This window comes from Devosia aquimaris (assembly GCF_020169335.1).
GTDB lineage: Bacteria > Pseudomonadota > Alphaproteobacteria > Rhizobiales > Devosiaceae > Devosia > Devosia aquimaris.
Genome location: NZ_JAIEZN010000001.1, coordinates 2,500,081 through 2,524,429, shown reverse-complemented (window position 1 = coordinate 2,524,429; position 24,349 = coordinate 2,500,081). Strand labels below are relative to the sequence as shown.

The 24,349-nt window shown below is 63.9% G+C and carries 23 protein-coding genes; 13 read left to right on the top strand and 10 right to left on the bottom strand.

Going from position 1 to position 24,349, the window contains the following annotated elements; all coding sequences use genetic code 11:
* The first annotated feature begins 51 nt into the window (after positions 1 to 51).
* The 8 genes from K1177_RS12120 (at position 52) to K1177_RS12085 (ending at position 9,395) form a co-directional block, all read left to right on the top strand.
* Positions 52 to 2,013 (top strand): 3-hydroxyacyl-CoA dehydrogenase NAD-binding domain-containing protein, encoded by a 1,962-nt coding sequence (locus K1177_RS12120; protein WP_224703541.1) that lies wholly within the window; start codon positions 52 to 54, stop codon positions 2,011 to 2,013.
* Positions 2,014 to 2,115: 102 nt separating this feature from the next.
* Positions 2,116 to 3,399, top strand: coding sequence for an acetyl-CoA C-acetyltransferase (locus tag K1177_RS12115; protein ID WP_224703540.1), 1,284 nt, complete (start codon positions 2,116 to 2,118; stop codon positions 3,397 to 3,399).
* Complete coding sequence (locus K1177_RS12110; protein ID WP_224703539.1) at positions 3,396 to 3,557, top strand: hypothetical protein; 162 nt, start codon at positions 3,396 to 3,398, stop codon at positions 3,555 to 3,557. The genes K1177_RS12115 and K1177_RS12110 overlap by 4 nt, the downstream gene beginning before the upstream one ends.
* A 251-nt stretch (positions 3,558 to 3,808) precedes the next feature.
* Positions 3,809 to 5,440, top strand: coding sequence for a peptide ABC transporter substrate-binding protein (locus K1177_RS12105; RefSeq protein ID WP_224703538.1), 1,632 nt, complete (start codon positions 3,809 to 3,811; stop codon positions 5,438 to 5,440).
* An 84-nt stretch (positions 5,441 to 5,524) separates the two neighbouring features.
* Entirely contained in the window at positions 5,525 to 6,448 is a 924-nt protein-coding gene (gene oppB, locus K1177_RS12100) for an oligopeptide ABC transporter permease OppB (protein ID WP_224703537.1), read from the top strand.
* Between the two features lie 36 nt (positions 6,449 to 6,484).
* Positions 6,485 to 7,390 (top strand): ABC transporter permease subunit, encoded by a 906-nt coding sequence (locus K1177_RS12095; protein ID WP_224703751.1) that lies wholly within the window; start codon positions 6,485 to 6,487, stop codon positions 7,388 to 7,390.
* Positions 7,387 to 8,373, top strand: coding sequence for an ABC transporter ATP-binding protein (locus K1177_RS12090; protein ID WP_396120163.1), 987 nt, complete (start codon positions 7,387 to 7,389; stop codon positions 8,371 to 8,373). Before K1177_RS12095 ends, K1177_RS12090 begins: the two co-directional genes overlap by 4 nt.
* Positions 8,370 to 9,395, top strand: coding sequence for an ABC transporter ATP-binding protein (locus K1177_RS12085; RefSeq protein WP_224703535.1), 1,026 nt, complete (start codon positions 8,370 to 8,372; stop codon positions 9,393 to 9,395). The genes K1177_RS12090 and K1177_RS12085 overlap by 4 nt, the downstream gene beginning before the upstream one ends.
* Here the strand turns inward: K1177_RS12085 and K1177_RS12080 are convergent.
* Together K1177_RS12080 and K1177_RS12075 are read right to left on the bottom strand one after the other, a co-directional pair.
* Positions 9,387 to 9,893: an HIT family protein gene (locus K1177_RS12080; RefSeq protein WP_224703750.1), complete on the bottom strand. Its 507-nt coding sequence runs from the start codon at positions 9,891 to 9,893 to the stop codon at positions 9,387 to 9,389. The genes K1177_RS12085 and K1177_RS12080 overlap by 9 nt on opposite strands.
* A complete protein-coding gene (locus K1177_RS12075) occupies positions 9,890 to 10,399 on the bottom strand; it encodes a response regulator (RefSeq protein ID WP_224703534.1) in 510 nt (169 codons plus the stop codon). The genes K1177_RS12080 and K1177_RS12075 overlap by 4 nt, the downstream gene beginning before the upstream one ends.
* 216 nt (positions 10,400 to 10,615) lie before the next feature.
* On the opposite strand from K1177_RS12075, the gene ykgO reads away from it, so the two are divergent.
* Complete coding sequence (ykgO, locus tag K1177_RS12070) at positions 10,616 to 10,741, top strand: type B 50S ribosomal protein L36 (RefSeq protein WP_046105532.1); 126 nt, start codon at positions 10,616 to 10,618, stop codon at positions 10,739 to 10,741.
* 151 nt (positions 10,742 to 10,892) lie between these two features.
* Positions 10,893 to 11,288, top strand: a complete 396-nt coding sequence (locus K1177_RS12065) for a hypothetical protein (RefSeq protein ID WP_224703533.1) — start codon at positions 10,893 to 10,895, stop codon at positions 11,286 to 11,288.
* 88 nt (positions 11,289 to 11,376) lie between these two features.
* On the opposite strand, the gene pyk is transcribed toward K1177_RS12065, so the two are convergent.
* Positions 11,377 to 12,816, bottom strand: a complete 1,440-nt coding sequence (gene pyk, locus K1177_RS12060; protein WP_224703532.1) for a pyruvate kinase — start codon at positions 12,814 to 12,816, stop codon at positions 11,377 to 11,379.
* A 14-nt stretch (positions 12,817 to 12,830) separates the two neighbouring features.
* The gene (locus tag K1177_RS12055) at positions 12,831 to 13,376 is read right to left on the bottom strand and encodes a DUF1036 domain-containing protein (protein ID WP_224703531.1); all 546 of its coding nucleotides are present in this window, start codon (positions 13,374 to 13,376) and stop codon (positions 12,831 to 12,833) included.
* A gap of 172 nt (positions 13,377 to 13,548) precedes the next feature.
* Between K1177_RS12055 and K1177_RS12050 the strand changes: the two genes are divergently transcribed.
* Entirely contained in the window at positions 13,549 to 13,809 is a 261-nt protein-coding gene (locus K1177_RS12050; RefSeq protein WP_137153141.1) for a DUF2312 domain-containing protein, read from the top strand.
* Between the two features lie 60 nt (positions 13,810 to 13,869).
* Here K1177_RS12050 and K1177_RS12045 read toward each other — a convergent pair whose 3' ends face one another.
* The 6 genes from K1177_RS12045 to K1177_RS12020 all read right to left on the bottom strand — a co-directional run bounded on the left by K1177_RS12045 (position 13,870) and on the right by K1177_RS12020 (position 21,599).
* The gene (locus K1177_RS12045) at positions 13,870 to 14,094 is read right to left on the bottom strand and encodes a hypothetical protein (protein ID WP_224703530.1); all 225 of its coding nucleotides are present in this window, start codon (positions 14,092 to 14,094) and stop codon (positions 13,870 to 13,872) included.
* A 163-nt stretch (positions 14,095 to 14,257) separates the two neighbouring features.
* Positions 14,258 to 14,599, bottom strand: coding sequence for a DUF2147 domain-containing protein (locus K1177_RS12040; RefSeq protein ID WP_396120069.1), 342 nt, complete (start codon positions 14,597 to 14,599; stop codon positions 14,258 to 14,260).
* Between the two features lie 184 nt (positions 14,600 to 14,783).
* Positions 14,784 to 16,709, bottom strand: coding sequence for a 1-deoxy-D-xylulose-5-phosphate synthase (dxs, locus tag K1177_RS12035; RefSeq protein WP_224703528.1), 1,926 nt, complete (start codon positions 16,707 to 16,709; stop codon positions 14,784 to 14,786).
* Between the two features lie 134 nt (positions 16,710 to 16,843).
* The gene (locus K1177_RS12030) at positions 16,844 to 18,520 is read right to left on the bottom strand and encodes a DUF882 domain-containing protein (RefSeq protein ID WP_224703527.1); all 1,677 of its coding nucleotides are present in this window, start codon (positions 18,518 to 18,520) and stop codon (positions 16,844 to 16,846) included.
* Between the two features lie 232 nt (positions 18,521 to 18,752).
* The gene (locus K1177_RS12025; RefSeq protein ID WP_224703526.1) at positions 18,753 to 20,447 is read right to left on the bottom strand and encodes a L,D-transpeptidase family protein; all 1,695 of its coding nucleotides are present in this window, start codon (positions 20,445 to 20,447) and stop codon (positions 18,753 to 18,755) included.
* A gap of 219 nt (positions 20,448 to 20,666) precedes the next feature.
* Positions 20,667 to 21,599, bottom strand: coding sequence for a dihydrodipicolinate synthase family protein (locus tag K1177_RS12020; protein WP_224703525.1), 933 nt, complete (start codon positions 21,597 to 21,599; stop codon positions 20,667 to 20,669).
* Positions 21,600 to 21,996: 397 nt separating this feature from the next.
* Between K1177_RS12020 and K1177_RS12015 the strand changes: the two genes are divergently transcribed.
* Complete coding sequence (locus K1177_RS12015) at positions 21,997 to 23,538, top strand: tryptophan halogenase family protein (protein ID WP_224703524.1); 1,542 nt, start codon at positions 21,997 to 21,999, stop codon at positions 23,536 to 23,538.
* On the top strand, positions 23,535 to 24,341 hold the full coding sequence (locus tag K1177_RS12010) for a phosphotransferase (RefSeq protein ID WP_224703523.1): 807 nt from the start codon (positions 23,535 to 23,537) through the stop codon (positions 24,339 to 24,341). The genes K1177_RS12015 and K1177_RS12010 overlap by 4 nt, the downstream gene beginning before the upstream one ends.
* Positions 24,342 to 24,349: the final 8 nt, after the last annotated feature.

The following is a 24,349-nucleotide window of genomic DNA, read 5'->3' as shown; positions in this document are numbered from 1 at the left end:
CCTCCCCTCAAGGGGGAGGGGAGAGAAGCCCCCAGCATATGAGGAGAAAAAATGATCCAGCCGCAGATGCCTGAGACTGAAAACTGGAGCTTCCAGCTCGATGTGGAAAAGCTGGGCTGGCTGACGATCAATACGCCCAATGCGCCGGTCAATACGTTGAGCCGCAAGGCCATCGAGGAGCTCGAGCAGCTGGTCGTGCGCTTTGAGGAGCTGGCCCGCACGGGCGAGCTGGTGGGCGTGATCCTGCTCAGCGGCAAGGACAGCGGCTTTATCGCCGGGGCGGACGTCAGCGAATTCGATGCTATGAGCGATTTTTCCGTGCTGCCCGAGGCGCTGGAGCGCACGCATGCGCTGTTCTCGCGCATCGAGGCCATGCCGATCCCGGTGGTTGCGGGTATCCACGGATTCTGCCTGGGCGGCGGGCTGGAGCTGGCGCTGGCCTGCCACTATCGCGTGGCGGTCAATGACGACAAGACGCGCATCGGCTTTCCCGAAGTGAACCTGGGCATCTTCCCGGGCTTTGGCGGCACGGGGCGCTCGATCCGCCAGGCCGGGCCGGTCGACGCCATGCAGATCATGCTGACCGGCCGCATGCTCAAGGCCGGCGCGGCGCGCGGGTTGAACCTGGTGGACAAGCTCGTGCGCCACCGTGACATGCTGCGCTGGGAAGCGCGCAAGGCGGTGCTGCAGAAGCGCAAGTCCGAGACCGCAGGCTTTATCAAGCGCGTGATGGCCATGGGGCCGCTGCGCAGCTATGTCGCGGGCAAGATGCGGGCGCAGGTGGCCAAGAAGGCGCGCAAGGAACACTATCCCGCGCCCCACGCCCTGATCGACCTGTTCGAAAAGCATGGCGACACCTGGCAGGCGATGAGCCATGGCGAGATCGCCGCCTTCGTGCCGCTGATGGGCAGCCCGACCGCGACCAATCTGCGCCGGGTGTTCTTCGCGTCGGAGAGCCTGAAAAAGCAGGGAACCAAGGGCGTCAAGTTTGCCCGGGTGCATGTGATCGGCGCGGGCGTTATGGGCGGCGATATTGCCGCCTGGTGCGCGCTGCGCGGCATGAGCGTGACACTGCAGGACCTCGACATGGCGCGTATCCAGCCGGCGCTGGACCGCGGCAAGGCACTGTTCAAGAAGCGGCTGAAAAAGAAGCGCGAGGTCGAGGCCGCCATGCTGCGGCTGGAGGCTGACCCCAGCGGCAAGGGCGTGGCCCGGGCCGATGTGGTGATCGAGGCAGTGGTCGAAAAGCTCGAGGTCAAACAGGCCATTTTCAGTGGGCTCGAAGACAAGCTCAAGCCGGGCGCCATCATGGCGACCAATACGTCTTCGATTGAACTGGAGCGCATTGCCGAAGCGCTCAAGGATCCGGCGCGGCTGATCGGGCTGCATTTCTTCAATCCGGTGGCGCAGCTGCCGCTGGTGGAAGTGATCCGCTCGAGCTTCAATACCGATGCCGAAATCGGCAAGGGCGCGGCGTTTGCGCTGGCCATCGGCAAGTCGCCTGTGGTGGTGAAGTCTGCGCCTGGGTTCCTCGTGAACCGCGTGCTGATGCCCTATATGCTGGGCGCGGTGGAGCGGGTGGAGCGCGGCGAGAGCAAGGAATTGCTGGACGCGGCCGCCGTGGCCTTTGGCATGCCGATGGGGCCGATCGAACTGATGGATACGGTGGGGCTGGACGTCGGCAAATCGGTGGCCACCGAATTGGGCCATGCCGTGCCCGAGGGCAGCAAGTTTGACGCCCTGGTCAAGGCCGGCAAGCTGGGCCGCAAGAGCGGGCAGGGCTTTTATACCTGGACAGATGGCAAGGCGCAGAAGGGTGAAGTGCCGGCCCATGCCGATCTGGCAGCGCTGGGTCGCGAGCTGGTGAAGCCGCTGGTCGACATGACCGAGGTGGTGCTGGCCGAGGGCGTGGTTGCCAATGACCGGCTGGCCGACATCGGCGTTATCATGGGAACCGGCTTTGCGCCGTTCCTGGGCGGGCCGCTCAAGGCGCGCGCGGATGGGCGGGCGTGATGGACACAGCAGACGCGACCATCGACCCCCACCCTCGGTCCCTCCCCTCAAGGGGGAGGGAGGCGACAGAATTGAACTTCCTGATGTGCGGAGACCGCCAAGATGACTGAACTTCGCAAGGTTGCCATTGTGGGCTCGGCGCGCATTCCGTTTGCGCGGGGCAACACGGCCTATGCCGATGAAACCAATCTCTCGATGCTGGGCACGGTGCTGGCCGGGCTGGCGGACAAATATGGGCTCAAGGGCGAAAAGATCGATGAGGTCGTCGCCGGGGCGGTGATCGGGCACAGCCGCGACTTCAATATCGCGCGCGAGGCCAGCCTCGACGCCGGCTATTCGCCGCGCACGCCCGGCACGACGCTGCAGATCGCGTGCGGCACGAGCCTGCAGGCGGCGCTGATGCTGGGCGCCAAGATCGCCAGCGGCGAGATCGACAGCGGCATTGCCGCCGGCACCGATACGGTCAGCGACAGCCCGATCGTGTTCGGCAACAAGTTCCAGCACCGGCTGATCGCGCTCAACAAGGCGCGCTCGACCGGCGAGAAGTTCAAGGCGTTCAAGGGCTTTTCCTTTGGCGAGCTGACGCCGGTGGCGCCCTCGGTCAACGAGCCGCGCACGGGGCTGTCGATGGGCCAGCATTGCGAGCTGATGGCGCGCGAATGGGGCATCACCCGCGAAGCGCAGGATGCGCTGGCCGTTGCCAGCCATCGCAATGCGGCCAAGGCCTATGACGAGGGCTTCCACGACGACCTGCTGGTGCAATGCGCCGGGCTGGTGCGCGACAACAATGTGCGTGCGGACGCCAATATCGAAAAGATGGCGACGCTCAAGCCGGCCTTCGACAAGTCGAGCGGGCAGGGCACGCTGACAGCCGGCAATTCGACGCCGCTGACCGATGGCGCCTCCTCGGTGCTGCTGGCCAGCGAAGACTGGGCGCGCCAACGTGGCCTGCCGGTGCTGGCCTATCTCACCATGGGGCGCGTGGCGGGCAATGACTTCGCCCATGGCGAGGGGCTGCTGATGGCGCCGACCATTGCAGTCAGTGAATTGCTGGCCCGGGCCGGGCTGGGCTTTGCCGATATCGACTATTTCGAACTGCATGAGGCCTTTGCCGCGCAGGTGCTGTCGACACTCAAGGCCTGGGAAGACGCCGACTACTGCCGCACGGTGCTGGGGCGCGATGCGCCGCTGGGGCCAATCGATCCGGCCAAGATCAACGTCAAAGGCTCGAGCCTTGCCTATGGCCATCCCTTTGCCGCAACCGGTGCACGCATCCTGGGGCTGACGGCCAAGATGCTGGCTGGCCAGGCTGGCAAGCGGGCGCTGATTTCGGTGTGCACGGCCGGTGGGCAAGGCGTGACGGCTCTGGTAGAAAGTGCCGCATGAGCGACAATGTCATCAAGTTCCGCAAGATCGAGAAGCAGCCCGAGCCACCGGTGAAGAAGCCGCGCGGGCCGGTTCCGGGCTGGGTGCCGTTTGCCGTGGTGGTGGCCGTCGCGGTGGCCATCTATCTGGCGCGCTCCGCCGGTTTGTTAGGCGCGTAGCCTTAATTTCTACCACTGACTGCATCGGCGCAATGAATTTGCGTGTTTTGCAAGGTTCGGACGTGTGAAGAAGTGCGCATTGGCTGCCGTATGCGTCAATGTTTTGCTTGTCAGTAGACGGATTTCCGGAATACCGTCCACCAATCTTGACCAGGGGGTCAATTCCCCCGGGTCCAGGACCATTGAAATCCGCGGCGCAATGACCGCGGAGACAAGACTTTTCAGGACTTCAACAAGGAGATGGGACGAGCATGATGATCACTCAAACCCTCAAGGCGGCCGTAGTGGCTGCAGCGCTGCTGAGCGCCACTGCCCTTACCGCGCCGGCCTATGCCGCGATGGTTCCCGAGGGGACCAAGCTGGCCGCCGAGCAGGTGTTCAAGTATCGGGTGCTGGACAACATCAATACGCTTGATCCGCAGCTGGTTGAAGACGTTGACACCTCCGCCGTGGTGCGCAGCCTGTTCGAAGGCCTGTACAACAGCGGCCCCGATGGCGAGCCCGTGCCCGGCGTTGCCGAGAGCTATGACGTCAACGAAGACAACACCGTCTATACGTTCCACCTGCGCGATGCGAAGTGGTCCAATGGCGAGCCCGTCACTGCCGGTGACTTCGTCTATGCCTGGCAGCGCGCCGTGAACCCGGAAACCGCCTCGAACTACGCCTATTTCGTGGGCCTGGTCGGCGTGGTGAATGCCGATGCCATCGTGGCCGGCGAGAAGACGCCAGAAGAGCTGGGCGTCAAGGCGATCGACGACAAGACGCTGGAAGTGAGCCTGGCCTTCTCGAGCCCGTGGTTCATCCGCACCCTGTCGCATGCCACCCTGTTCCCCACCTACAAGGCGAGCGTGGACAAGGGCATCGACTGGACCAAGCCGGAAAACATCGTCAGCAACGGCGCCTTCACGCTGGCTGAAAACACCCCCGGCGAACGCGTTGTGCTCAAGCGCAACCCGAACTACTGGGACAATGAGCACACCGTGCTCGAAGAAGTGCAGTTCCTGACCATCAATGATGAGAACCAGGGCCTGACCCGCTGGCGCGCCGGCGAAGTGGACCAGACCGACGTGCCGGCTGGCCAGTTCCCCGCCCTCAAGGCCGAGCTGCCCGACAACACCTTCTCGGTGCCGCAGTTCTGCACCTACTACTTCAGCGTCAACATGACCGACAAGCAGCCCAATGCTGCCCTGGCGGACGTGAAGGTGCGCGAGGCCCTGAGCCTGGCCATCGACCGCGACGTGATCGTCAATGGCATCCTGCAGGGCGGCCAGCAGCCGGCCTATTCGTTCACGCATCCGCTGACCGCCGGCTTCACCATGCCGGAAATCGCGGCCGCGTCGATGACGCAGGAAGAGCGCGACGCCAAGGCTGTCGAGCTGATGACCGAAGCCGGCTTCGGCAAGGACAACCCGCTGACCATCAACTACATCTACAACACCTCGGAAGCGCACAAGAAGATCGCGACCGTCGTGAGCCAGATGTGGAAGGAAAAGCTGGGCGTGACGATGAACCTGCAGGACATGGAATTCCAGACCCTGCTCGATACCCGTCACTCCAAGACCTATGAGCTGGCCCGCAACGCGTGGTGCGGCGACTACAACGAAGCCTCGACCTTCCTGTCGCTGCTCGACTCCAAGTCCGAGCAGAACGACCAGGGCTATGCCAATGCCGACGTCGACACGTGGCTGGCCGAGTCCAAGACCGCCGAAGACCCCAATGTGCAGTATGCAGAGATCGAAGCGCAGGCGGCCAAGGACGTGCCGATCATGCCGATCTACTTCTACGCCAAGGTGTTCATGCAGAATGCTGACGTCAAGGGCTGGCCCTATGATGACGTGGAGCAGAACTGGTACGCCAAGGACCTCTACAAGGTCGCTGAATAAGGCTTAGGCCTGTTGCGCCCCGCCGATCCGGCGGGGCGCTTACCCGTTCCTGGCCAGGCGCCATGAACCGGCCGGACAAGACACATGATCCAGTTCATTCTCAAACGACTAGCGGTCGCCATACCGACCCTGCTCGTGCTTATCGTCGTTTCCTTCTTCCTGATGAAGATGGCGCCCGGAAACCCGTTTGCCGGCGAAAAGACCGTGCCGCAATCGGTGCTCGACAACATCTATGCGCGCTATGGGCTGGACAAGCCCGAGTGGCAGCAGTTGGCCGAGTACATCTACAATGTGGTGTTCCGCTTTGATTTCGGCCCCTCGTTCCAGTATCGTGACCGCACGGTCAACGACATCATCGCGCAGGGTTTCCCGGTCACCTTCACCTATGGGGCCTGGGCCTTTGTGGCGGCATCGGTGATCGGCATCGCGCTGGGCGTGGTGGCTGCGGTGCGCCAGAACAGCTGGGCCGACTATCTGTCGGTGGGCTTCTCGATCGGCGCACAGGTGGTGCCGAACTTCGTGATGGCGCCCATCCTGGTGCTGATCTTCACGCTGTGGCTGCGCTGGCTGCCGGGTGGCGGCTGGAACGGCGGGCACTGGAGCAATGTGGTGCTGCCGGTGATCGCGCTGGCGACCAGCTATTTCGCCAATATCGCCCGCATCACGCGCTCGTCCATGCTCGAAGTGCTGGGCTCGAACTATATCCGCACGGCGCGGGCCAAGGGCCTGCCGGGCTGGAAGGTGATCTTCGGTCACGCCCTGCGCCCGGCGCTGCTGCCCGTGGTGAGCTATCTGGGCCCGGTGTTCGTGGGCATGGTGACCGGCTCGGTGGTGATTGACCTTTATTTCTCCACCGGTGGCATCGGCCAGGCCTTCGTCAACAGTGCGCTCAACCGCGACTATTCCACCATCCTGGGGATCACGATCCTGCTGGGCGCCCTGACGATCACCGCCAATCTGGTTGTCGACGTGCTCTATGCCTGGATCGACCCCAAGATCGAATTGTGAGGCATGGCCATGCTTGCCGATAACCGTATCAAGACCGTGACGTCCGTAGCGGCCGCACCGGCGGATGTCCCCGCCAAGGGGCGTTCGCTGTGGCGCGACGCCGGACGCCGCTTCATGGCCAACAAGGCCGCCATGACCAGCCTGATCGTGCTGATCGGGGTGGTGCTCTTCACCATCATCGGGCCGTTCTTTGCCAAGTGGTCGATCGAAAAGGTCGACTGGAGCGTGGTGGGCAATGTGCTGACAGCCGGTGCGCCGTCGTTTGAGACCGGCCATTATTTCGGCACCGACGAAGTGGGCCGCGACCTCTATTCGCGCGTCATCCAGGGCACGCAGATCTCGCTGCTGGTTGGCCTGGTCGGCTCGGCGATCGCCGTGGTCGTGGGCACGATCTATGGCGCCGTCGCCGGCTATTTCGGCGGGCGGCTGGACAGCGCCATGATGCGCCTGGTCGATATCATCTACTCGATCCCCTACATGTTCATCCTGATCCTGCTGCTGATCGTGTTCGGCCGCTCGTTCATCATGCTGTTCGTGGGTATCGGGCTGATCTCCTGGCTAGGCATGTCGCGCGTGGTGCGCGGCCAGACGCTGACGCTGAAGAACCGCGAATTCGTCGAGGCGGCCATTGCCACCGGCTCCAAGCCGCGTGACGTGATCTTCCGCCACATCGTGCCCAATCTGCTGGGCATCGTGGCGATCTATGCGACGCTGCTGGTGCCCGAGATGATCCTTCTGGAATCCTTCATCTCGTTCCTGGGCCTGGGCGTGCAGGAACCCAATACCTCGCTGGGTGCGCTGATCAGCGAAGGCGCGCAGACCATGCAATATGGCACCTATTGGCAGCTGGCCTTCCCGTTGGTGTTTTTCATCACCATCCTGTTCACCTTCTTTTTTGTCGGCGACGGCCTGCGGGACGCGCTCGACCCCAAGGATCGCTGATGGCTCCGGTTCTGACAGTCAAAGACCTTTCGGTCCGCTTTGCCCTGCATGAGTCAGTGGTGACGGCGGTCAACAATCTCAACTTCACCCTGGAGGCCGGGGAGACCCTGGCCGTGGTGGGCGAAAGCGGCTCGGGCAAGAGCCAGGCCTTTCTCGCGCTGATGGGCCTGTTGGCCAAGAATGGCTCGGTGAGCGGCCAGGCGCTGCTGGGCGATGTGGACCTTCTGGCGCTCAGCAAGACCGAGCTCAACCAGTATCGCGGCCGCGACGTGGCCATGATCTTCCAGGACCCCATGACCTCGCTCAATCCGGCACTGCGCCTCAAGCAGCAGCTGGCCGAGGTGCTGGTGCTGCACAAGGGGCAGGACCAGAAGCAGGCCGAGACCAGCGCCATCGAGATGCTGGAACGTGTCGGCATTCCCGAACCTGCCAAGCGCGCCAATGCCTATCCGCACCAGCTCTCGGGCGGCATGCGCCAGCGCGTCATGATCGCCATGGCGCTGCTGTGCCAGCCCAAGATCCTGATCGCGGACGAGCCCACGACGGCGCTGGACGTGACGGTGCAGGCGCAGATGCTGGACCTGTTCAAGACGCTGACCGAGGATTTCGGCACCTCGCTTGTGCTGATTACCCACGATCTAGGCGTGGTGGCGGGTGTTGCCGACCGCATGATGGTGATGTATGGCGGCCGGCCGGTGGAAAAGGGCACGGTGGACGATCTGTTCTATGATCCGCGCCACCCCTACACGCTGGGTCTGCTGCATTCGACGCCGCATATCGCCAAGCGGGCAGAGCGGCTCGACCCCATCCAGGGCATGCCGCCAAGCCTGGAAAACCTGCCCAAGGGCTGCGCCTTCCATCCGCGGTGCGCCTTTGCGTTCGATCGCTGTCTCGCCGAGCGTCCGGCCCTGACACAATTGGAGAATGGCCGCGAGAAGGCCTGCTTCCACGAAGGCCCCATGCGCTACGGGAAGGTGGCATGATGAACCAGACCCCGGTCAATCTGCTGGAAATCCGCAACGTCAAAAAGACCTTCTCGATCTCGGGTGGTGGCTTCCTGTCGCGCCCGCTGACGCTGACGGCACTTGAGGACATCAACTTCACCATCCGCAAGGGTGAGACGCTGGGCATTGTGGGGGAGAGCGGCAGCGGCAAATCCACGCTGGGCCGCTGCATCCTGCAGCTTTTGTCGCCCGACCAGGGCCAGGTGCTCTGGCTGGGCCAGGACCTGACCAAGCTGCCGGCCGAAGAAATGCGCAGGCGGCGGCAGGACCTGCAGATCATTTTCCAGGATCCGCTGGCCTCGCTCAATCCGCGCATGACAGTGGGCGAGATCATCGCCGATCCACTGCGCACGCTGCGGCCAGAGCTCAGCAAGGAACAGCGGCGCGAGCGCGTGCTCAAGACCATGGCGGCAGTGGGCCTGTTGCCCGAGATGATCAACCGCTATCCGCATGAGTTCTCCGGCGGGCAGGCTCAGCGCATCGGCATTGCCCGGGCGCTGGTGACCGAACCCAAGCTCATCGTCTGTGACGAGCCGGTGTCGGCGCTGGACGTGTCGATCCAGGCACAGATCCTCAACCTGCTGGCCGAGCTCAAGGATGCCTTCGGGCTGACGCTGATCTTCATCAGCCACAATCTGAGCGTGGTGCGGCATGTGTCGGACCGCATCCTGGTGCTTTATCTCGGGCGCATCGTGGAGCTGGCAACCGGCGACGAGATCTATCTCGATCCGCGCCACCCCTATACGCGGGCGCTGCTGACCGCCGTGCCGATCCCTGATCCAAAGCTGGCGCGAAAGCGCAGCATCGACGGGCTGAAGGGTGAAATTCCCTCGCCGATCAATCCGCCCTCGGGCTGCACCTTCCGGACCCGCTGCCGCTTTGCCGAGGCGCAGTGTGCAGAGACGCGGCCGCCGCTGGAGACGCTGGAAAGCGGGCGACTGGTAGCCTGCCTGCGCTGGCGCGAGATCGAGGCTGCAGAGCCGATTGCCGGCTCAGCCTGACCCATCGATCTGCCGATAGACCGCCGCGATCTGCGCGGCGGTGGCTGCCATTTCGGCGTCGGGGATGGTGAGCACGCCATGCTCGGCCATCAAGGCATGATACTGCTGCTGCGCGTAGGGGACGCCGCGCGGTAGCGGCACCACATGAAAATGCAGATGGCTGTTGCCCTGCTGGCTGCCCAGCGAGAGCACATAGATGCGCTCGGCATCAAAGACCTGCTTGAGCGCCCGGGCCAGCCGGTGCACCACCGCCTGCAGGGCCAGATAGTCCTCTGGCGAGACGTCCTCGGCGAGGTCCTCGCAATGGCGCAACGGGCAGACCAGGGCATAGCCGGGCTGGGTGGGATATTTGCTGAGAAAGGCGATATGCCGGTCGTCCCTGGCAATCACATGATGGGCATAGGCCGGATTGCCCGCGATCAGCTCGCAGATGAAGCAGGGCCCGTTCTGGCTGCGCTGGGCATGCGCAGCGAGATCGAACGGCTGCCGGGCCATCAGCCGGCGTCTGCCACGGGCTTGGCGCTGTTGCGACGGTCGTTGGTGCCGACATCGACCGATTTGCGACGCCGGTCGGGGCCCTTGTATTCGCCCGCCTCGATGAAGCCGCGCGGATTGGTTTCGATGCTGGTCAGGCGGGTCTGCAGATGGTTGGCCGCAAAGGGCTTGCGCAGGAACTCGGTAATGCCGGCATCGCGGGCATCGGCAATGCGCTTGGCATCGGGCGCTGCGCTCATCATGATGACGGGCAGATAGCGGTTTGGGCAGTCGGTCATAGCGCGCAGCTTGCGGGTCAACGCAACGCCATCCATGCCCTCGAGTTCGTCATCAATGATAAGCAGGTCAAAGCTGCGCCGATTGAGCTCGAGCAGCACCTTGTTGGCATCATAGGCTTCGCGGATGTCCTTGCGGCCCAGGCTGCGCAGCATGACGGAGACCAGAGAGGCCATATGCTGAGAGCTGTCGGCCACCAGAACGCCCCGCTTGGTGATTTCTTCTGCGGCCATAGGGGTTTCATGCCTGATTTGCGACGCTGCTCATCTTAAGCAGGGATTGCATACGGGCGGTTAACGCGGGGGTGTCGTCATCCTGTCACGCTTTGTCTGGAAATGCGTGAATTGAGCGGCAAAGCTGCGTTGACAGGGTGGCGCATATTCCCTATGTATGCCGCCAAGTTTCCGGGGCGCGCAGGCGCCTCTTTTGTTTGACCAAGGAATCGTCCGATGAAGATCCGCAACTCGCTGAAGGCGCTGATGACTCGCCACCGCGCGAATAAGCTCGTCCGCCGTCGCGGCCGGGTTTATATCATCAACAAGGTGGACAAGCGCTTCAAGGCCCGTCAGGGCTAAGCCTTTGTTTCAAAGCCTCTTCCAAAGCCCGCGAAAGCGGGCTTTGTTGTTTCCTGGGACTGGCGAGGGGATTCGAGTCACGTCCGTTTCCTGCCAGCCGCGATGAACCGTTTCCCGATGGTCACGGCGGCACTCTCGTTCAGGCCCTGAGATGTTGCGTGCGCATACCCTGACCCTTCTGATCGAACGCCCGGCGCGGGAAGTGTATCGATTTCTGACCACCGTCGAGGCGCTGATCGACTGGCTGCAGCTCACCGACGTCGCGCTGCGTCCCGAAGAGGATGCGCGCCTGGTGCAGTTCGACACCGCACAGGGGCCGGTGCGGATCGACCTGACGGCGGAGAACCGCCAGGTGATCGATTACAGCCATTGGCAGGGCGGGCGACCCGTCCGCATGGGCTATGTGCGCGTGATCGAGCATGGCGAGGGTTGCGTGCTGGTGCATACGGGCCTGCAGCAGCCCGGTGTGAGCGCGGAGGAATTCGTATCCGAGCAGAACTGGGTCGAAACCGACCTGCTGGTGCTCAAGTCGCTGCTGGAACGCTGATCGCGCAAAAAGAACAAGGCCCGCATCGCTGCGGGCCTTTCTTTTCATGCTGGGTTGTCCTGCCATTCGGCCACAGACGTCATGGCCATCAGCTGGAGCCGGCGCCATCCTGGCGGACGAAGGCGATGCGCAGCATATTGGTGGCGCCCGGCGTGCCCAGAGGGATGCCGGCGGTGATGGCGATGCGGTCGCCGGGGCGGGCAAAGCCCTCCTGATAGGCAATGACGCAGGCGCGATCGACCATGTCCTCGAGGCTGACGGCATCTTCGGTCTGCACGCAATGGACACCCCAGACCACCGACATGCGGCGGATGGTGCGCATATTGGGCGACAGCACAATGATGGGCTTGGAGGGGCGCTCGCGGGCGGCACGGATGCCGGTGGAGCCAGAGGCCGTGTAGGTGACAATGGCGGCCAGATCGAGCGTCTCGGCGACCTGGCGGGTGGCGGCCGAGATGGCGTCGGCGGCGGTGGCCTCCGGCTCGGTCTGGGCGGCGCGGATGATGCCGCGATAGTTGGCATCGCCCTCAACGGCCACGGCCACCTTGTTCATGGTGGCGACGGCTTCGACAGGATACTGGCCGGAGGCAGACTCGGCCGAGAGCATGATGGCGTCGGCGCCTTCGAAAACGGCGATCGACACGTCCGAGACTTCGGCGCGGGTCGGGACGGGAGCCGTGATCATCGATTCCAGCATCTGGGTGGCCACGACCACCGGCTTGCCGTAGCGGCGCGCCATGCGGATCATGCGCTTCTGCAGGCCCGGAACGGTTTCGAGCGGCAGCTCGACGCCGAGGTCACCGCGGGCCACCATGATGGCATCGCACAGCTTGATGATCTCTTCGAGCCGCTCGATGGCCTGGGGCTTTTCGATCTTGGCCATGACGCCAGCGCGACCCTGGACGATCTTGCGGACATCGATGATGTCTTCGGGGCGCTGCACGAAGCTGAGGGCGATCCAGTCGGCCTCGGCCTTGAGGCCTTCGAGCAGATCGGCATGGTCCTTTTCGGTGAGGGCGCCGGTGGGCAGCAGCGTATCAGGCAGGGACACGCCCTTCTTGTCGCTCAGCTTGCCACCATAGATGACCTCGGTCTCGATGGCGCCATTGCCCACCTTGGTGGCCTTGAGGGCCAGCTTGCCGTCATCGAGCAGCAGGCGGTCGCCGACTGACACGCTTTCGATGATCTCGGGGTGCGGCAGGTAGACACGCTCGGCATTGCCGTTGTCGTTCTTGTCGCTGTCGAGGATGAACTTCTGGCCCGCGACCAGGTTGACCGCGCCATCGGTGAACTTCCACACGCGCAGCTTGGGGCCCTGCAGGTCGACGAGGATGCCCAGGGGATGGTTGAGGCGCTTCTCGACATTGCGGATGCGCGCCACCGTCTGGTGCAGGAGCTCATGGCTGGCATGGCTCATGTTGATGCGGAACACGTCAGCGCCGGCCTTGGCCAGTTCCTCGATCATCTTCTCTTCGTGGCTGGCTGGCCCGAGGGTGGCGACGATCTTTGCGCGTCTCATGCGTCTCATTGCGTGTCCGTTTCTCAGTTCGAAATGTCGTCCTGGGGCGCATCTGCGTCCGCAGGATCGACAAGGAAAGGTTGACCGCCCGGTGCGGTGGCACCATCGGGCCCGACAACAGCCGGACCATCGGCATTCTCTGTCAGCTGCAGAGTCCAGTCGGTGCGGTTCTGCGTGTCGATTTCGAAGAAGCCGGTGCGCTCATAGCCCCGCGCAAGGCAATCCTCAACCCCGAATATGGTGAAGGTTTCGTCACGCGTGCACATGAAAACCGAGCCGTCCCAGGCGCCGCCAGCCTGATCGTCGGCTGCGTAGATGTAGTAGAAGCGGCGCTGCAAATCGCCCTGGTAGAGCACGCGGCAATCGCCGGGGGCGGCCTGCCACCAGCCTTCGCTCATCCAGCCGCGGTCGGCGCGATAGCCCATGGCGACCGAGACCAGATTGGGCGTCTCGTTGCAGACACGCAAATCTGCCCGTGCCGGCGTGGCGAAGAACGCCAGGCTGCCAAGCATTGTACCGATCAGGGTCATGCCGAGACGGAAGGTTTGCAAATGCGAGCCAAAAATCATCGGAAACGTGCCTTCTTTGAGCCCATGGTGACCAAATGGTCAATGGCTAAAGACCCGTTTTGGCGGAATTGGGGGTATGCCCCAATGCAGGGGTGTGGATTGGATCACAAAAGGGTTGAACAGGAGCCAAGTCTGGGGTTCAAGCAGCGCTTGATCTAGTGAGGTAAGACCGATGGCTGAAGACAGCGTTGCCCAGGACCAGCTCCGGGCGTTCATCGAGCGCATCGAGCGCATGGAAGAAGAAAAGGCCGCCATCGCCGCCGACATCAAGGAAATCTACGCCGAGGCCAAGGGCAACGGCTTCGATACCAAGATTCTGCGCAAGATCGTGGCTATTCGCAAGCAGGACGCCAATGAGCGCATGGAGCAGGAAGCCCTGCTCGAGCTCTATATGAGCGCGCTGGGCATGGTGGCTGCGCCCTCCGACGACTGACGTCGGCGAGCTGAATGACTTTGACGCCCGGTTGCCACGCGCCGCCGGGCGTTTGTTCGTTCAGGCCAGGATGTTGATGGTCGCCTTGGCCATGGCGTCGGCGACGCGCACGACACTGGCGTTGGCCTTGAAGTCGGCCTGAGCCATGGTGACCTCGACGGCCTCGGTGGGGAGGTCGACATCGGCGAGGCCCGTGCCAAAGCGGGCGACGCGATTGGCGCTGGCTTCGAGGCGGTCGGCAGCGCGGGTCATGCCTGCGGTGGCCGAGGCAATTGATGACAACATGGGTAGGGCCTGTGCGTGCTGGGATAGGCCTCAGCTAAGCGCGCAAGTGTTTGAAAATCTGTTATCGGCGGGTGGGCAATCTGGTTCAAACGCGCCGCTTGGCGCTGGCCAGGCCATCAGGGATGGACGCGGGGCTGGCGTCCACCCCCCGGGGTGTCATCGGTCAGAGACGGGCCCAGGTCTGCGATTTGCAGAAGATGCCCAAGACGCAGCCTTTCATGGTGAGGCTGTCGCCCTTGACTTCGCCGGACCCCGAATAGGTCTTGTTGCCCGCCGGGTCGGTGATCTCGCCCTTGTAGGACTGACCCTGACCGGACATGCGGCCGATCTGCCTGCCAGCGAACTTGCCGGTCTGCAGCGTAACGCAGTAATCGGGCCCGCATGCCGCGATGTTGGCGGTTTCCCCGCTTGCCGTCTTCCAATTGCCCTCAATGGGCTCGGCTGCGGTCGCGGGGGCCAGGGTGGAGACCACCAGAGCCAGCGCCAGCAGCGTCTTCTTGATCATTGCAATGCTCCTCATATTGACCAGCCCGTCTCCGCCAGAGCTGTCTCCTGCAGCTGTTGGCTCATGGCCACCATCACCGTCCGGAGCGGCTTCTGCATTGCCGAACGTAAGGGAAATCTAGCTGACGTTTAGGTCAAGGTAAATCGGGATTGCGCGGCCCGGCGGGCCATCAGCGGGCGCCGATCTAGCGCTTGAGCGCCGCTGTCATGGCGGCTTCGTCATAGCCAAGGGTGGTGAGGGCGGCGGCGACAATGCCGGCGCGATCAAGCCCCGCGGCCGCATACATGTCGGCCTGGCTGGAATGCTCGTCGAAGCGGTCCGGGATCATCAGCGGGCGGAAGCGCAGCTTGCCATCGAGCAGGCCATGGGTGGCGAGGAACGTCGCCACGTGGCTGCCAAAGCCGCCGATGGAGCCTTCCTCGACGCTCAGCATGACATCATGGTTCCTGGCGAGGTCCGCGATGAGTTCCTCATCGAGTGGCTTGAGGAAGCGCGCATCGGCAACGGTGGGGTTGAGCCCCAAAGCGGCCAGGCGGTCCGCAGCTGCCAGCACCTCGCCCAGGCGCGTGCCATAGCTGAGGATGGCGATGGTGCCACCCTGGCGCACAATACGGCCCTTGCCGATCGGCAGGACCTGTCCACGGGCGGGCAGATCGACGCCCAGACCGTCGCCGCGCGGGTACCGGAACGCAATCGGGCCATTGTCGTAGTGGGTGGCCGTGGTCACCATATGGCGCAGTTCGGCCTCGTCAGCAGCCGCCATCTGTACGATGCCGGGAATGGCCCCGAGATAGGCGGCATCGTAATTGCCGGCGTGGGTGGGGCCATCGGCGCCGACAAAGCCGGCGCGGTCGATGGCGAAGCGCACGGGAAGATGCTGGATGGCCACATCGTGCACCACCTGGTCATAGGCGCGCTGCAGGAAGGTGGAATAGATGGCCACGAACGGCTTCATGCCTTCGCTGGCCATGCCGGCGGCGAAGGTTACGGCATGCTGCTCGGCAATGCCAACGTCGAAAATGCGGTTGGGATGGATCTCGGCAAACTTGTCGAGCCCGGTGCCCGACGGCATGGCGGCGGTGACCGCGACGATCCGCGGATCGTCATTGGCTTCCTGGATCAGCGTCTCAGCAAAGACCGAGGTGTAGGACGGCGCATTGGAGGGCGCCTTGGACTGGGCGCCGGTGATGACGTTGAACTTGGAGACGCCGTGGTACTTGTCGTCGGAATCCTCGGCCGGGCCATAGCCCTTGCCCTTCTTGGTGACGACATGGACCAGGATCGGGCCCTCGGCGGCGTCGCGCACATTATCGAGCACAGGTAGCAGGTGATCGAGATTGTGCCCATCGATGGGGCCGACGTAGTAAAAGCCCAGCTCCTCGAACAGCGTGCCGCCGGTGAAGAACGAGCGAGCGAATTCCTCGGTGCGGCGGGCCGGCTCGTGCAGGAACTGCGGCAGCTTGCTGACCACGGATTTGGCCGCCTCGCGGGCGCCACGATAGACGGGGCCCGAGACCAGGCGCGCCAGATAGGCACTCATCGCGCCGGTCGGCGGCGCGATGGACATATCGTTATCGTTCAGGATCACGATCAGCCGCGCATCCATGGCGCCGGCATTGTTCATGGCTTCATAGGCCATGCCAGCCGACATGGCGCCATCGCCGATGACGGCGATCACATTGCGCGGCTTGTCCATCAGTTCGCTGGCCACGGCCATGCCCAGTCCGGCGGAGATGGAGGTGGATGAGTGTCCGGCGCCAAAAGGGTCGTATTCGCTCTCGGCGCGACGGGTGAAGCCGGAGAGCCCATCCTTCTGGCGCAGGGTGCGGATGCGGTCGCGCCGACCGGTCAGGATCTTGTGGGGATAGGCCTGGTGGCCGACATCCCAGATGATGCGGTCGGTCGGCGTCTCGAAGACGGCATGCAAGGCAACGGTAAGCTCGACCACGCCCAGGCCGGCGCCAAGATGGCCGCCGGTGACCGAAACCGCGTCAATCATTTCGGCGCGCAACTCATCCGCCAGCTGGCGCAGGCTTTCGCGCGGCAGGGCGCGCAGGTCGGCCGGGGTGTTGACGGTGTCGAGCAGCGGGGTAACGGGCGAGTCGGCCAAACTGGCAGTCCTTTGCCAAAGGGGCAGGGTTGAGTGTTGTTTAGGCGCGCCGCCGCGGCATTGCAACAATGGCCGACAGCAGCGCGTCCCTGAGGATGCGTGCTGACGGACAAAGATGGCGCTTGTGGGGTCGCCTAGTTGGCGGCAACGCTGATTGGCGCGGCGCTGACGAAGCGCGTGGCGGGCAGGCCCTGCGGGAAATCGCCAACGCCCATCACCGTGACATAGCGACCCATTTCGGTCACCGGGCTGAAGTCGGCTTCGTCATGATCCCAGATGTCGGCAAAATGATCAGAGGTCAGCGCAACCGGGGTGAGGAAGACGTCCACGACATGCTCAAGATCGGGCGCGATCAGGTCGGGCTTGCGCATGGCCACGTCAACCGCGGGATGGCGAGCGATGTGCTCGGCCAGGGCGGCAGCGATGGGTTCATTCTGCTCGGCAGCACCGAAGGTGCCGCGAAAGAGGTCTGTCATGGCGCCGCTGTCGCCATTGCCGAGCGAAGCCGTCTGCACAGGCGTCTCTGCGGGCAGAGGCGGCAGGCGGTTGGTCGGCAGGGCGGCCGTCACGGCAGGACTGGTCTGGCGTCCGATAATGGTTTGCAGAGCCTGTTCGGCCTGGCTGTCCTGCTGCATGGGCGGCAGATAGGCCGTGAGCACCTCGGCCTGCGGCGCGTCGGTCATGATCAGGCGTGGCTGCGGCACGGGCGCGCTGAACGCTGCCAGGGCGGTGACAGCATCGCCGGAGGCCGGGTTTGCGGCGGTGGCGACCAGAAGCGCCTGCGACTTGGTGGCCGGAACAGGAGCCTCGATGCCGCTGGCCAGCTCTTCGGGTGCAAGCGGCGCGCTGCCGACGGTCGAGAAGGGCAGGGCGGGGACTGGTGCGGCTTCGGCTGAAGCCAGCGCGACAGTGGCAGGTGCGCCGCCGAACTGGGCGGGACGCATGGCGGGAATGGGGGCGACGCTGGTGGGCGCGTCGGCGGGGGTGGCCGCGGCAAGCTGGACAGGCGGCGGGACCGGGGTGGGGGCTGGCGCTGGCGCCCGCGGCGCAATCTGACCGGGTGCGGCAAGGCCCTTGGCGGTGTCATTGCCGCCGCCAAAGAGCATGTCGACCAGGCTCCGGCCACTGCTGCCGCCATCGGCAACCTGGGTGCCCGAGGATCTGCCATCGCAGGGATAGGCGTGGCACTTCTGCCATTCGGCCAGAGCCACCTGATAGCCCTGCTGCGACAGCGGCTTGCCATCGGTGGGCAGGTGCATGGTGCGACCGTCCGGGAAGATTTCCTTGAGCTGGGCGCGGGTCATGCGCGGCCAGGCGCGCACGGAGCCAGTGTCCAGGTGCACAAAGGGGCTGCCGGAGGTGGGGTAGAAGCCGACGCCGCCGACCTGCTTCTTCATCGCAGTGGCGCGCAGACGGGCCAGGGGAACGCCAGGAATGAAGAAATCCATGGCGTGGCCCTTGATGTGCTGGCTGTTCTCGGCAACGCCCGAGGACTTTTCACGCAGCATGGCATTGGTTGCGGGCGAACGATAGGCCGAGACCACGTTGATGGGCTGGCTGGCACCAACCTCCTGATAGACTTCCCAGACCAGATCAAACAGGCGCGGGTCCATCTTGGCGGGTTCGTTGCGGCGCCAGTCGCGCAGGAACTGGTTGAGCTGGTTGAGGCCGGCCTGGACATATTGTCCATTGCGCTTGAAGACGATGCGCGCCGTTTCCTTGGTGTGGGTATAGTAAAGATAGAGCGCGCGTTCGGACGCAGCGGCGGCAGGCACGGCAGTCTGCGGCAAGATGACGGATACGCTCAGCACTGCGGCCAGCAAAAGCCGGCCGATCCGATATCGTTGGAAAAACGAGGTCCCCGTCACGCTGTACTCTGCCCGGTTATTGCCTGCAATCAGCCGATATTAGCGCAGAAGTCGATCGAATTTATTAACGCTAATGAGCCGTCAAACACGCATGCCATGCCTATCACGGACACGTTATTACGTGACAAAACTGGCACAACCAAGGCGAATTCGTCAACGAGAGGTTAAGCCTGGCCTAGGGCGAAATGGCGCCGTCGCCAGCTTCTGCGACGATCTCGGGCTGGGGCGCGGGGGCGCCCAGACCCATGGCGGCGATCAACTTGGCGTTGTGGCCATAGACGTCGTCGAAGGAGCGCAGGCTGCCGTCGGCTTCCACCCGCAGGGTGAAATAGGCGATGTGCACCGGGATCTGGGTCTGCGGGTTCACCCAGCGCTCGGAGGCGCCGAACATGCCCTCGAGCGAGGCGCGGCTGATGTTCGGCTCGTTGGCCATCAGGGCGCCGGCAAACTCCATGGGGTTCTGCACGCGGACGCAACCGTGGCTATAGGCGCGGAAATCGCGCGAGAACAGCGACTTGGAGGGGGTGTCGTGCAGATAGACGTCATGCTTGTTGGGGAACAGGAACTTGATCTGGCCCAGGGCATTGCCGCTGCCGGGACGCTGGCGCACGCGGAAGGGGAAGTTGGTGCTGCTGACCTGGCTCCAATCGACTGACCACGGGCTGACCGGATTGCCATTGTAGAGCAGGTCGTAATTGTGGCTGTCGACATAGCCGGGATTGCGCAGAACGGCAGGCGCGATCTCGCCGCGGATGATGGAACTGGGCACGTTCCAATAGGGATTGACCACGATGTGGCGGATATTGTCCGAGAACACCGGCGTCTGGTTCTTGACAGTGCCGACCACGACGCGGGTGGTGTATTCTTCCTGGCCGTCGCGACTGATGGCGAGGCGGTATTCGGGGATGTTGACGAAGACGTTGAAGGCGCCCAGGTCGCGCGGCATCCAGCGCCAACGCTCCATATTGGCCAGAATGTCGGCGCGGGTGATGGGGGCGCCGCCATTGACGGCAGCTAGGGTCGCCGGCCCCATGACGCCATCGACATCCAGATTGTGATCGGCCTGGAAGGCCTTGATCGCCTCAACCAGGGCGTCGTCATAGGTATTGTCGGTACCAGCGGGCAGTTCGAACCGCTGGCGCAACGTCGGGATGCGCTCGTCGGTCATGCCCGGGCGCAGGGTGCGGCCGGCAGGAATGGCGACAGGGCGATCGGCCTGGGTTTCGTCGAAACTGGCCAGGGCTGCCTTGAGGGCGAGGAATTCGGGATGGGTCGGCTCGAGCGCCTTGAGCACGGAGACCGGATCGGCGCTGGTGGCCAGTTGCACCAGCAGGCCCGCCTCGTCGAGCTTTTTGGGCGCGATATCGAGATTGGTGCTGACCGAACTGGGCACAATGCGGCCGGTGTAGATGTGGGTGGCATAGCGCATCGTGGCCCGCGAGAAGGCGGTTTCCAGCTCGGCCAGGCGCATGGGATCGGCCTTGACGCCGGTGACGTCGAGATCGGGCGTCAGATAGTCTTCCGGCCGCAGACCTTCGGTTGCGGCCTGGGAGAAGAGATCAAGGATCTTGCGGGCGGGGGCGGAGAATTCGACGCCGCCGCTGGCCGTCTGGTTGACCCAGATGGGTTCGAAATGGCGCGAGCCGTAAAAGAAGTAGAGCTTCTGGGCCTCCGAATAGGCGCTGGTTTCCTTGCCGGCGCCATAATAGGCGGCGGCGAGACGCGCCTTGATGGTCTCCCCGATGGGCGAGGCCGGGGGTGCAATGATGACCGGGCTGACCGCAAGGCTGGCCACATCCTGTGCCAGGGCGGGCCCGACGCTGACACCGCAGGACAGGGCCGCAAACAGGCCAATCAGAATCTTGTTCATCGGGACTCCAGCAGCGCAGCATCGCATCAGGCGCGACCGCGCCGCCCGCCAACCGGACCAAGCGCCGCACCACCAGCCAGCATTACCGCGCAATCCTTAACAGGAGCAATCGCTCGCTATTTTGTGAGCGGCATCTGTGGTGGGAATGCCACGAAAAAAGCCCCGGACACCCAATGGCAGGTGTCCGGGGCGATGATGCGGCTGGTCAGGGATGGCCGGTCAGGCAGCCCAGGCGTCGTACCAGGTGCGGAAGCGGCGAAGGGCCGATTCTGCGACGCCCTTCTGGGAGGGCGTCAAGCTGTCGGTCTCGTTGAAGTGGCGCTCGTATTCGGCCTCGCCGTTGAGCACCAGGAGATATTTGAAGAACAGCACCAGATCCGGACCGGCGTCCCATTTGGACAGGGTCATCAGGGCCTCTTCGAGCTCCTTGGCGCGGCTGCGGGCGACGGGGTCGCCTGCCTGCGCCTTGTAGCAGAGGTCCACCAGGTGCAGCACTTCGCGCGGCAGGCAATTGCCGATGCCGGTGATGGCGCCGCGGGCGCCGCACTGGACAAAGCCGTGGTAGACAGCGGTATCGACGCCCACCATCAGGGCCAGGTCGGGATCACCCGAGGTGATGTGCTCGGCCGCATAGGTGAGGTCATCCTCGCCGCCGAATTCCTTGAAGCCAACAAGGTTGGGATGTTCGGCGCGCAGGGCAAAGAACAGGTCCGCACGCGTGGCAAAGCCGTAATAGGGGCTATTGTAGATGACCGCGGGCAGGTCGGGGGCGGCCGAGAGCAGCGCCTTGAAGTGGTTTTTCTGCGCAATGGGGGAGGAGCCACGAGACAGCACACGGGGGATCAGCATCAGGCCGGCCGCGCCGATCTTCTGGGCATGGGCCGCATGCTCGGCGGCGATGCGCGTATTGACCGCACCGGTGCCGACGATGACGGGGATGCCCGCGGCAACGAGGCGCTCGACGCCTTCCATGCGCTGGGCGTCGGTGAGCAGCGGCCAATCACCCATCGAACCGCAGTAGACCACGCCCGACATGCCCAGGTCGATCAGTTCCCGGGCCTTGCGGACCAGGCTGTCGAAGTCGGGCGTCCCGTCTGCGCGACAGGGTGTCATAAGGGCGGGGATACACCCGGAGAACGGGTTGGCGTGCATAGGTCGGGCTCCAAAAGGAAGAGTGAAAACTAGGGCTTGAAGTGCCTGTGCACTTCGTCGTCTACCTCTGTGTACCTTCTAGCCGACAAACTGTCGACAAGAAGTTCGCGATTGTGACGATTGTGTCCGTCTTGACGCCCCGAGCGGTTCGCAAAGTCAGGTGATGCACGTGTGACTCTGACCGGCGAGCAGGCCACCAAGACGTGGTATCGGCACCTGTAGCTCCGGCTTGTAGCACCCCGCGATGGCAGCGGATATCCGGTGTATCGCGGTGCGCACCGCCGCCGCGGGCGCCGTTCAAACCGGGTCCGACAAAGGACAGTAAACTTCCGGCTTCCTAAGAGCGTCTTGCCTTGGCCCGCCATGGCCCGCTAGCGTCGCGCCCGGAGGACTATCAATGGACCGGCAAGCGCATTTTGTGATCGTCGGCGGGGGCACCGCCGGCTGGATCGCGGCTTTCATCATTCAGGATGCGGCCCGTCGGAAGGGACTCGATATCTGCATCAGCGTGATCGAGCCGTCGAGCATTCCGACAGTGGGCGTGGGGGAGGCGACAACGGCCGCGTTCCGCGTGCTGCTCAGGCACTTCAAAATCGACGAGTTCGAATTCTTCCGCAAGACCGAGGCGACCTTCAAGCTGGGCATCCGGCACGAGGACTGGCGCCGCAAGGGCTATACCTATTATGGGCCGATTGACGATCCACACCAGGTGGTCAGGCCGCCAGCAGGCGCGCCGCACGACTATCTCAATGTCTTTGCCATTGCCGCCGGGCGGTCGATCACGGACATGCATCTGTTCGGGCCGCTGCTGGAGCAGAAAAAGGCGCCCTATGCCAAAAAGGCCGATGGTTCGCTGATCCCGCTGGGGCCATTCCACCATGCCTATCATTTCGACCAGGCCAAGGTCGGTCGGTTTTTTGCCAGCAAGTCCAAAGGCGTCGAGATTGTCGATGCCGTGGTTGCCGGCGTCGAGCGCGATGCAGAGAGCGGGCATGTGACGGCGCTGACGCTGGACAATGGGCAGGTGCTGGCCGGCGACTTCTTCATCGACGCGACAGGTTTCCGCAAGCAGCTGATCGTCAAGGAAATGCAGGCGGACTGGATCTCCTATGCGCATGAGCTGCCGGTGAACCGGGCGCTGCCCTTCTGGCTCGATATCAAGCCGGGCGAGGAGATTGCCAATTACACCCGCGCCTGGGCGCAGGAATCGGGCTGGATGTGGCAGATCCCGACGCAGACGCGCTATGGCTGCGGCTATGTCTATTCGGATGCCTTCTCAACGCCCGAACAGGCCAAGGCCGAGGTAGAGCGCGTGCTGGGGCGCGAGATCGAGGTGCGCAGCGACATCCGCTTTTCCATCGGCCGGTTGGCCAATGCCTGGGTGGGCAATGTGCTGGCGGTGGGGCTGAGCTCAAGCTTCCTCGAGCCGCTGGAATCCACCTCGATCCACGGCACGATCGTGCAGATGATGCTGTTTGCCGACCGGCATCTCAAGCATCCAAAAGGCATGACGCCGGACGAGCGCGCGGACTACAACCAGCGGGTCGGCCGCCAGGTGGATGACTTCCGCACCTTTGTGAACACGCACTACATGGTCGAGCGTGACGATACGCCGTTCTGGCGCGAGGTGCGGGCCAACCGTATCCACAATGAGACCAAGACGCAGCTGGCGCGTTGGCAGACGCAGATGCCGCGGCATGACCAGTTCCCGGATAATCTGTTCGGTCTGCCGCATATCCAGACCCAGCTCTACTATCCGGTGCTGGCTGGGCTTGGGCTGCTGGACCAGGGCCTGGCGCGGCGGGAAATGGAGAAGGATCCCAAGCTGCGCCAGTTCGCCCGCGAAACCTATGAGAGCCTGGTGAAGGAGTATCGCGCGGCGGCCAGCCAGGCGCTGGGGCATGCCGAGTTCCTCGAGATCGTGCGCGGCATGGCATGAGCGGCAAGATCGAGGGCGCCGAGCCCGATGAGGAGGTGTTGGCCGGTGGCCGGTCGGCGGTGACGCGGCAGGGCGATGTGGTCTTTCGCGGGAGCGGGCCGTGGTCATCGACAACGATGGCGCTGCTTCGCCATCTTGAGCGCGAAGGCTTTGACCATGCGCCGCGCGTGCTGGGCAGCGGATTTGACGACAAAGGCCGCGAGACACTGAGCTTTGTGGCTGGCGAAAGCCCGCATCCCTATGCCTGGGACGACGATGCCCTGCCGATGCTGGGGCAGATGCTGCGCCGGCTGCATGCGGCGTCGGAAAGCTTCGTGCCCGGGGACGATGCGATCTGGCGGCCCTGGTTCGGTCGGGAAATGGGGCAGCCAAGCGTCATTGGACACTGCGACACCGGCGCCTGGAACATCATCGCGCGGTCGGGCCGTCCCGTGGCGCTGATCGACTGGGAGGCGGCGGGGCCGGTCGATCCGCTCATCGAACTGGCGCAGGCCTGCTGGCTCAACGCGTTGTTGTTTGATGACGATCTGGCCGAGACACTGGGGCTTGGGTCGGTTGATGCGCGGGCGCGGCAGGTGCGGTTGCTGCTGGACGGTTATGCGTTGCCACGAGCGCAGCGCCATGGCTTTGTGGGGCTCATGCGCGATTTCGCCATTGCCTGCGCCGCCAATGAAGCCATCCAAGCCGGGATCACGCCCGACAGTGTCGATCCGGCGCCGCTCTGGGCCGTGACCTGGCGGGTGCGCAGTGCCGGATGGCTGGTGCGCCATCACGATGCAATCGAGCGGGTTATCCTGCGCTAGGAGTTGGC

Coding starts and splice junctions, on each gene's coding strand:
- K1177_RS12040 (WP_396120069.1), bottom strand. CDS start 14,599: ATGATCAAGAAGACGCTGCTGGCGCTGGCTCTGGTGGTCTCCACCCTG.
- K1177_RS12065 (WP_224703533.1), top strand. CDS start 10,893: ATGTTGCGTGCGCATACCCTGACCCTTCTGATCGAACGCCCGGCGCGG.
- K1177_RS12010 (WP_224703523.1), top strand. CDS start 23,535: ATGAGCGGCAAGATCGAGGGCGCCGAGCCCGATGAGGAGGTGTTGGCC.
- K1177_RS12045 (WP_224703530.1), bottom strand. CDS start 14,094: ATGTTGTCATCAATTGCCTCGGCCACCGCAGGCATGACCCGCGCTGCC.
- oppB (WP_224703537.1), top strand. CDS start 5,525: ATGATCCAGTTCATTCTCAAACGACTAGCGGTCGCCATACCGACCCTG.
- ykgO (WP_046105532.1), top strand. CDS start 10,616: ATGAAGATCCGCAACTCGCTGAAGGCGCTGATGACTCGCCACCGCGCG.
- K1177_RS12075 (WP_224703534.1), bottom strand. CDS start 10,399: ATGGCCGCAGAAGAAATCACCAAGCGGGGCGTTCTGGTGGCCGACAGC.
- K1177_RS12115 (WP_224703540.1), top strand. CDS start 2,116: ATGACTGAACTTCGCAAGGTTGCCATTGTGGGCTCGGCGCGCATTCCG.
- K1177_RS12085 (WP_224703535.1), top strand. CDS start 8,370: ATGATGAACCAGACCCCGGTCAATCTGCTGGAAATCCGCAACGTCAAA.
- K1177_RS12105 (WP_224703538.1), top strand. CDS start 3,809: ATGATGATCACTCAAACCCTCAAGGCGGCCGTAGTGGCTGCAGCGCTG.
- K1177_RS12015 (WP_224703524.1), top strand. CDS start 21,997: ATGGACCGGCAAGCGCATTTTGTGATCGTCGGCGGGGGCACCGCCGGC.
- K1177_RS12110 (WP_224703539.1), top strand. CDS start 3,396: ATGAGCGACAATGTCATCAAGTTCCGCAAGATCGAGAAGCAGCCCGAG.
- K1177_RS12025 (WP_224703526.1), bottom strand. CDS start 20,447: ATGAACAAGATTCTGATTGGCCTGTTTGCGGCCCTGTCCTGCGGTGTC.
- K1177_RS12050 (WP_137153141.1), top strand. CDS start 13,549: ATGGCTGAAGACAGCGTTGCCCAGGACCAGCTCCGGGCGTTCATCGAG.
- K1177_RS12020 (WP_224703525.1), bottom strand. CDS start 21,599: ATGCACGCCAACCCGTTCTCCGGGTGTATCCCCGCCCTTATGACACCC.
- pyk (WP_224703532.1), bottom strand. CDS start 12,816: ATGAGACGCATGAGACGCGCAAAGATCGTCGCCACCCTCGGGCCAGCC.
- K1177_RS12120 (WP_224703541.1), top strand. CDS start 52: ATGATCCAGCCGCAGATGCCTGAGACTGAAAACTGGAGCTTCCAGCTC.
- K1177_RS12055 (WP_224703531.1), bottom strand. CDS start 13,376: ATGATTTTTGGCTCGCATTTGCAAACCTTCCGTCTCGGCATGACCCTG.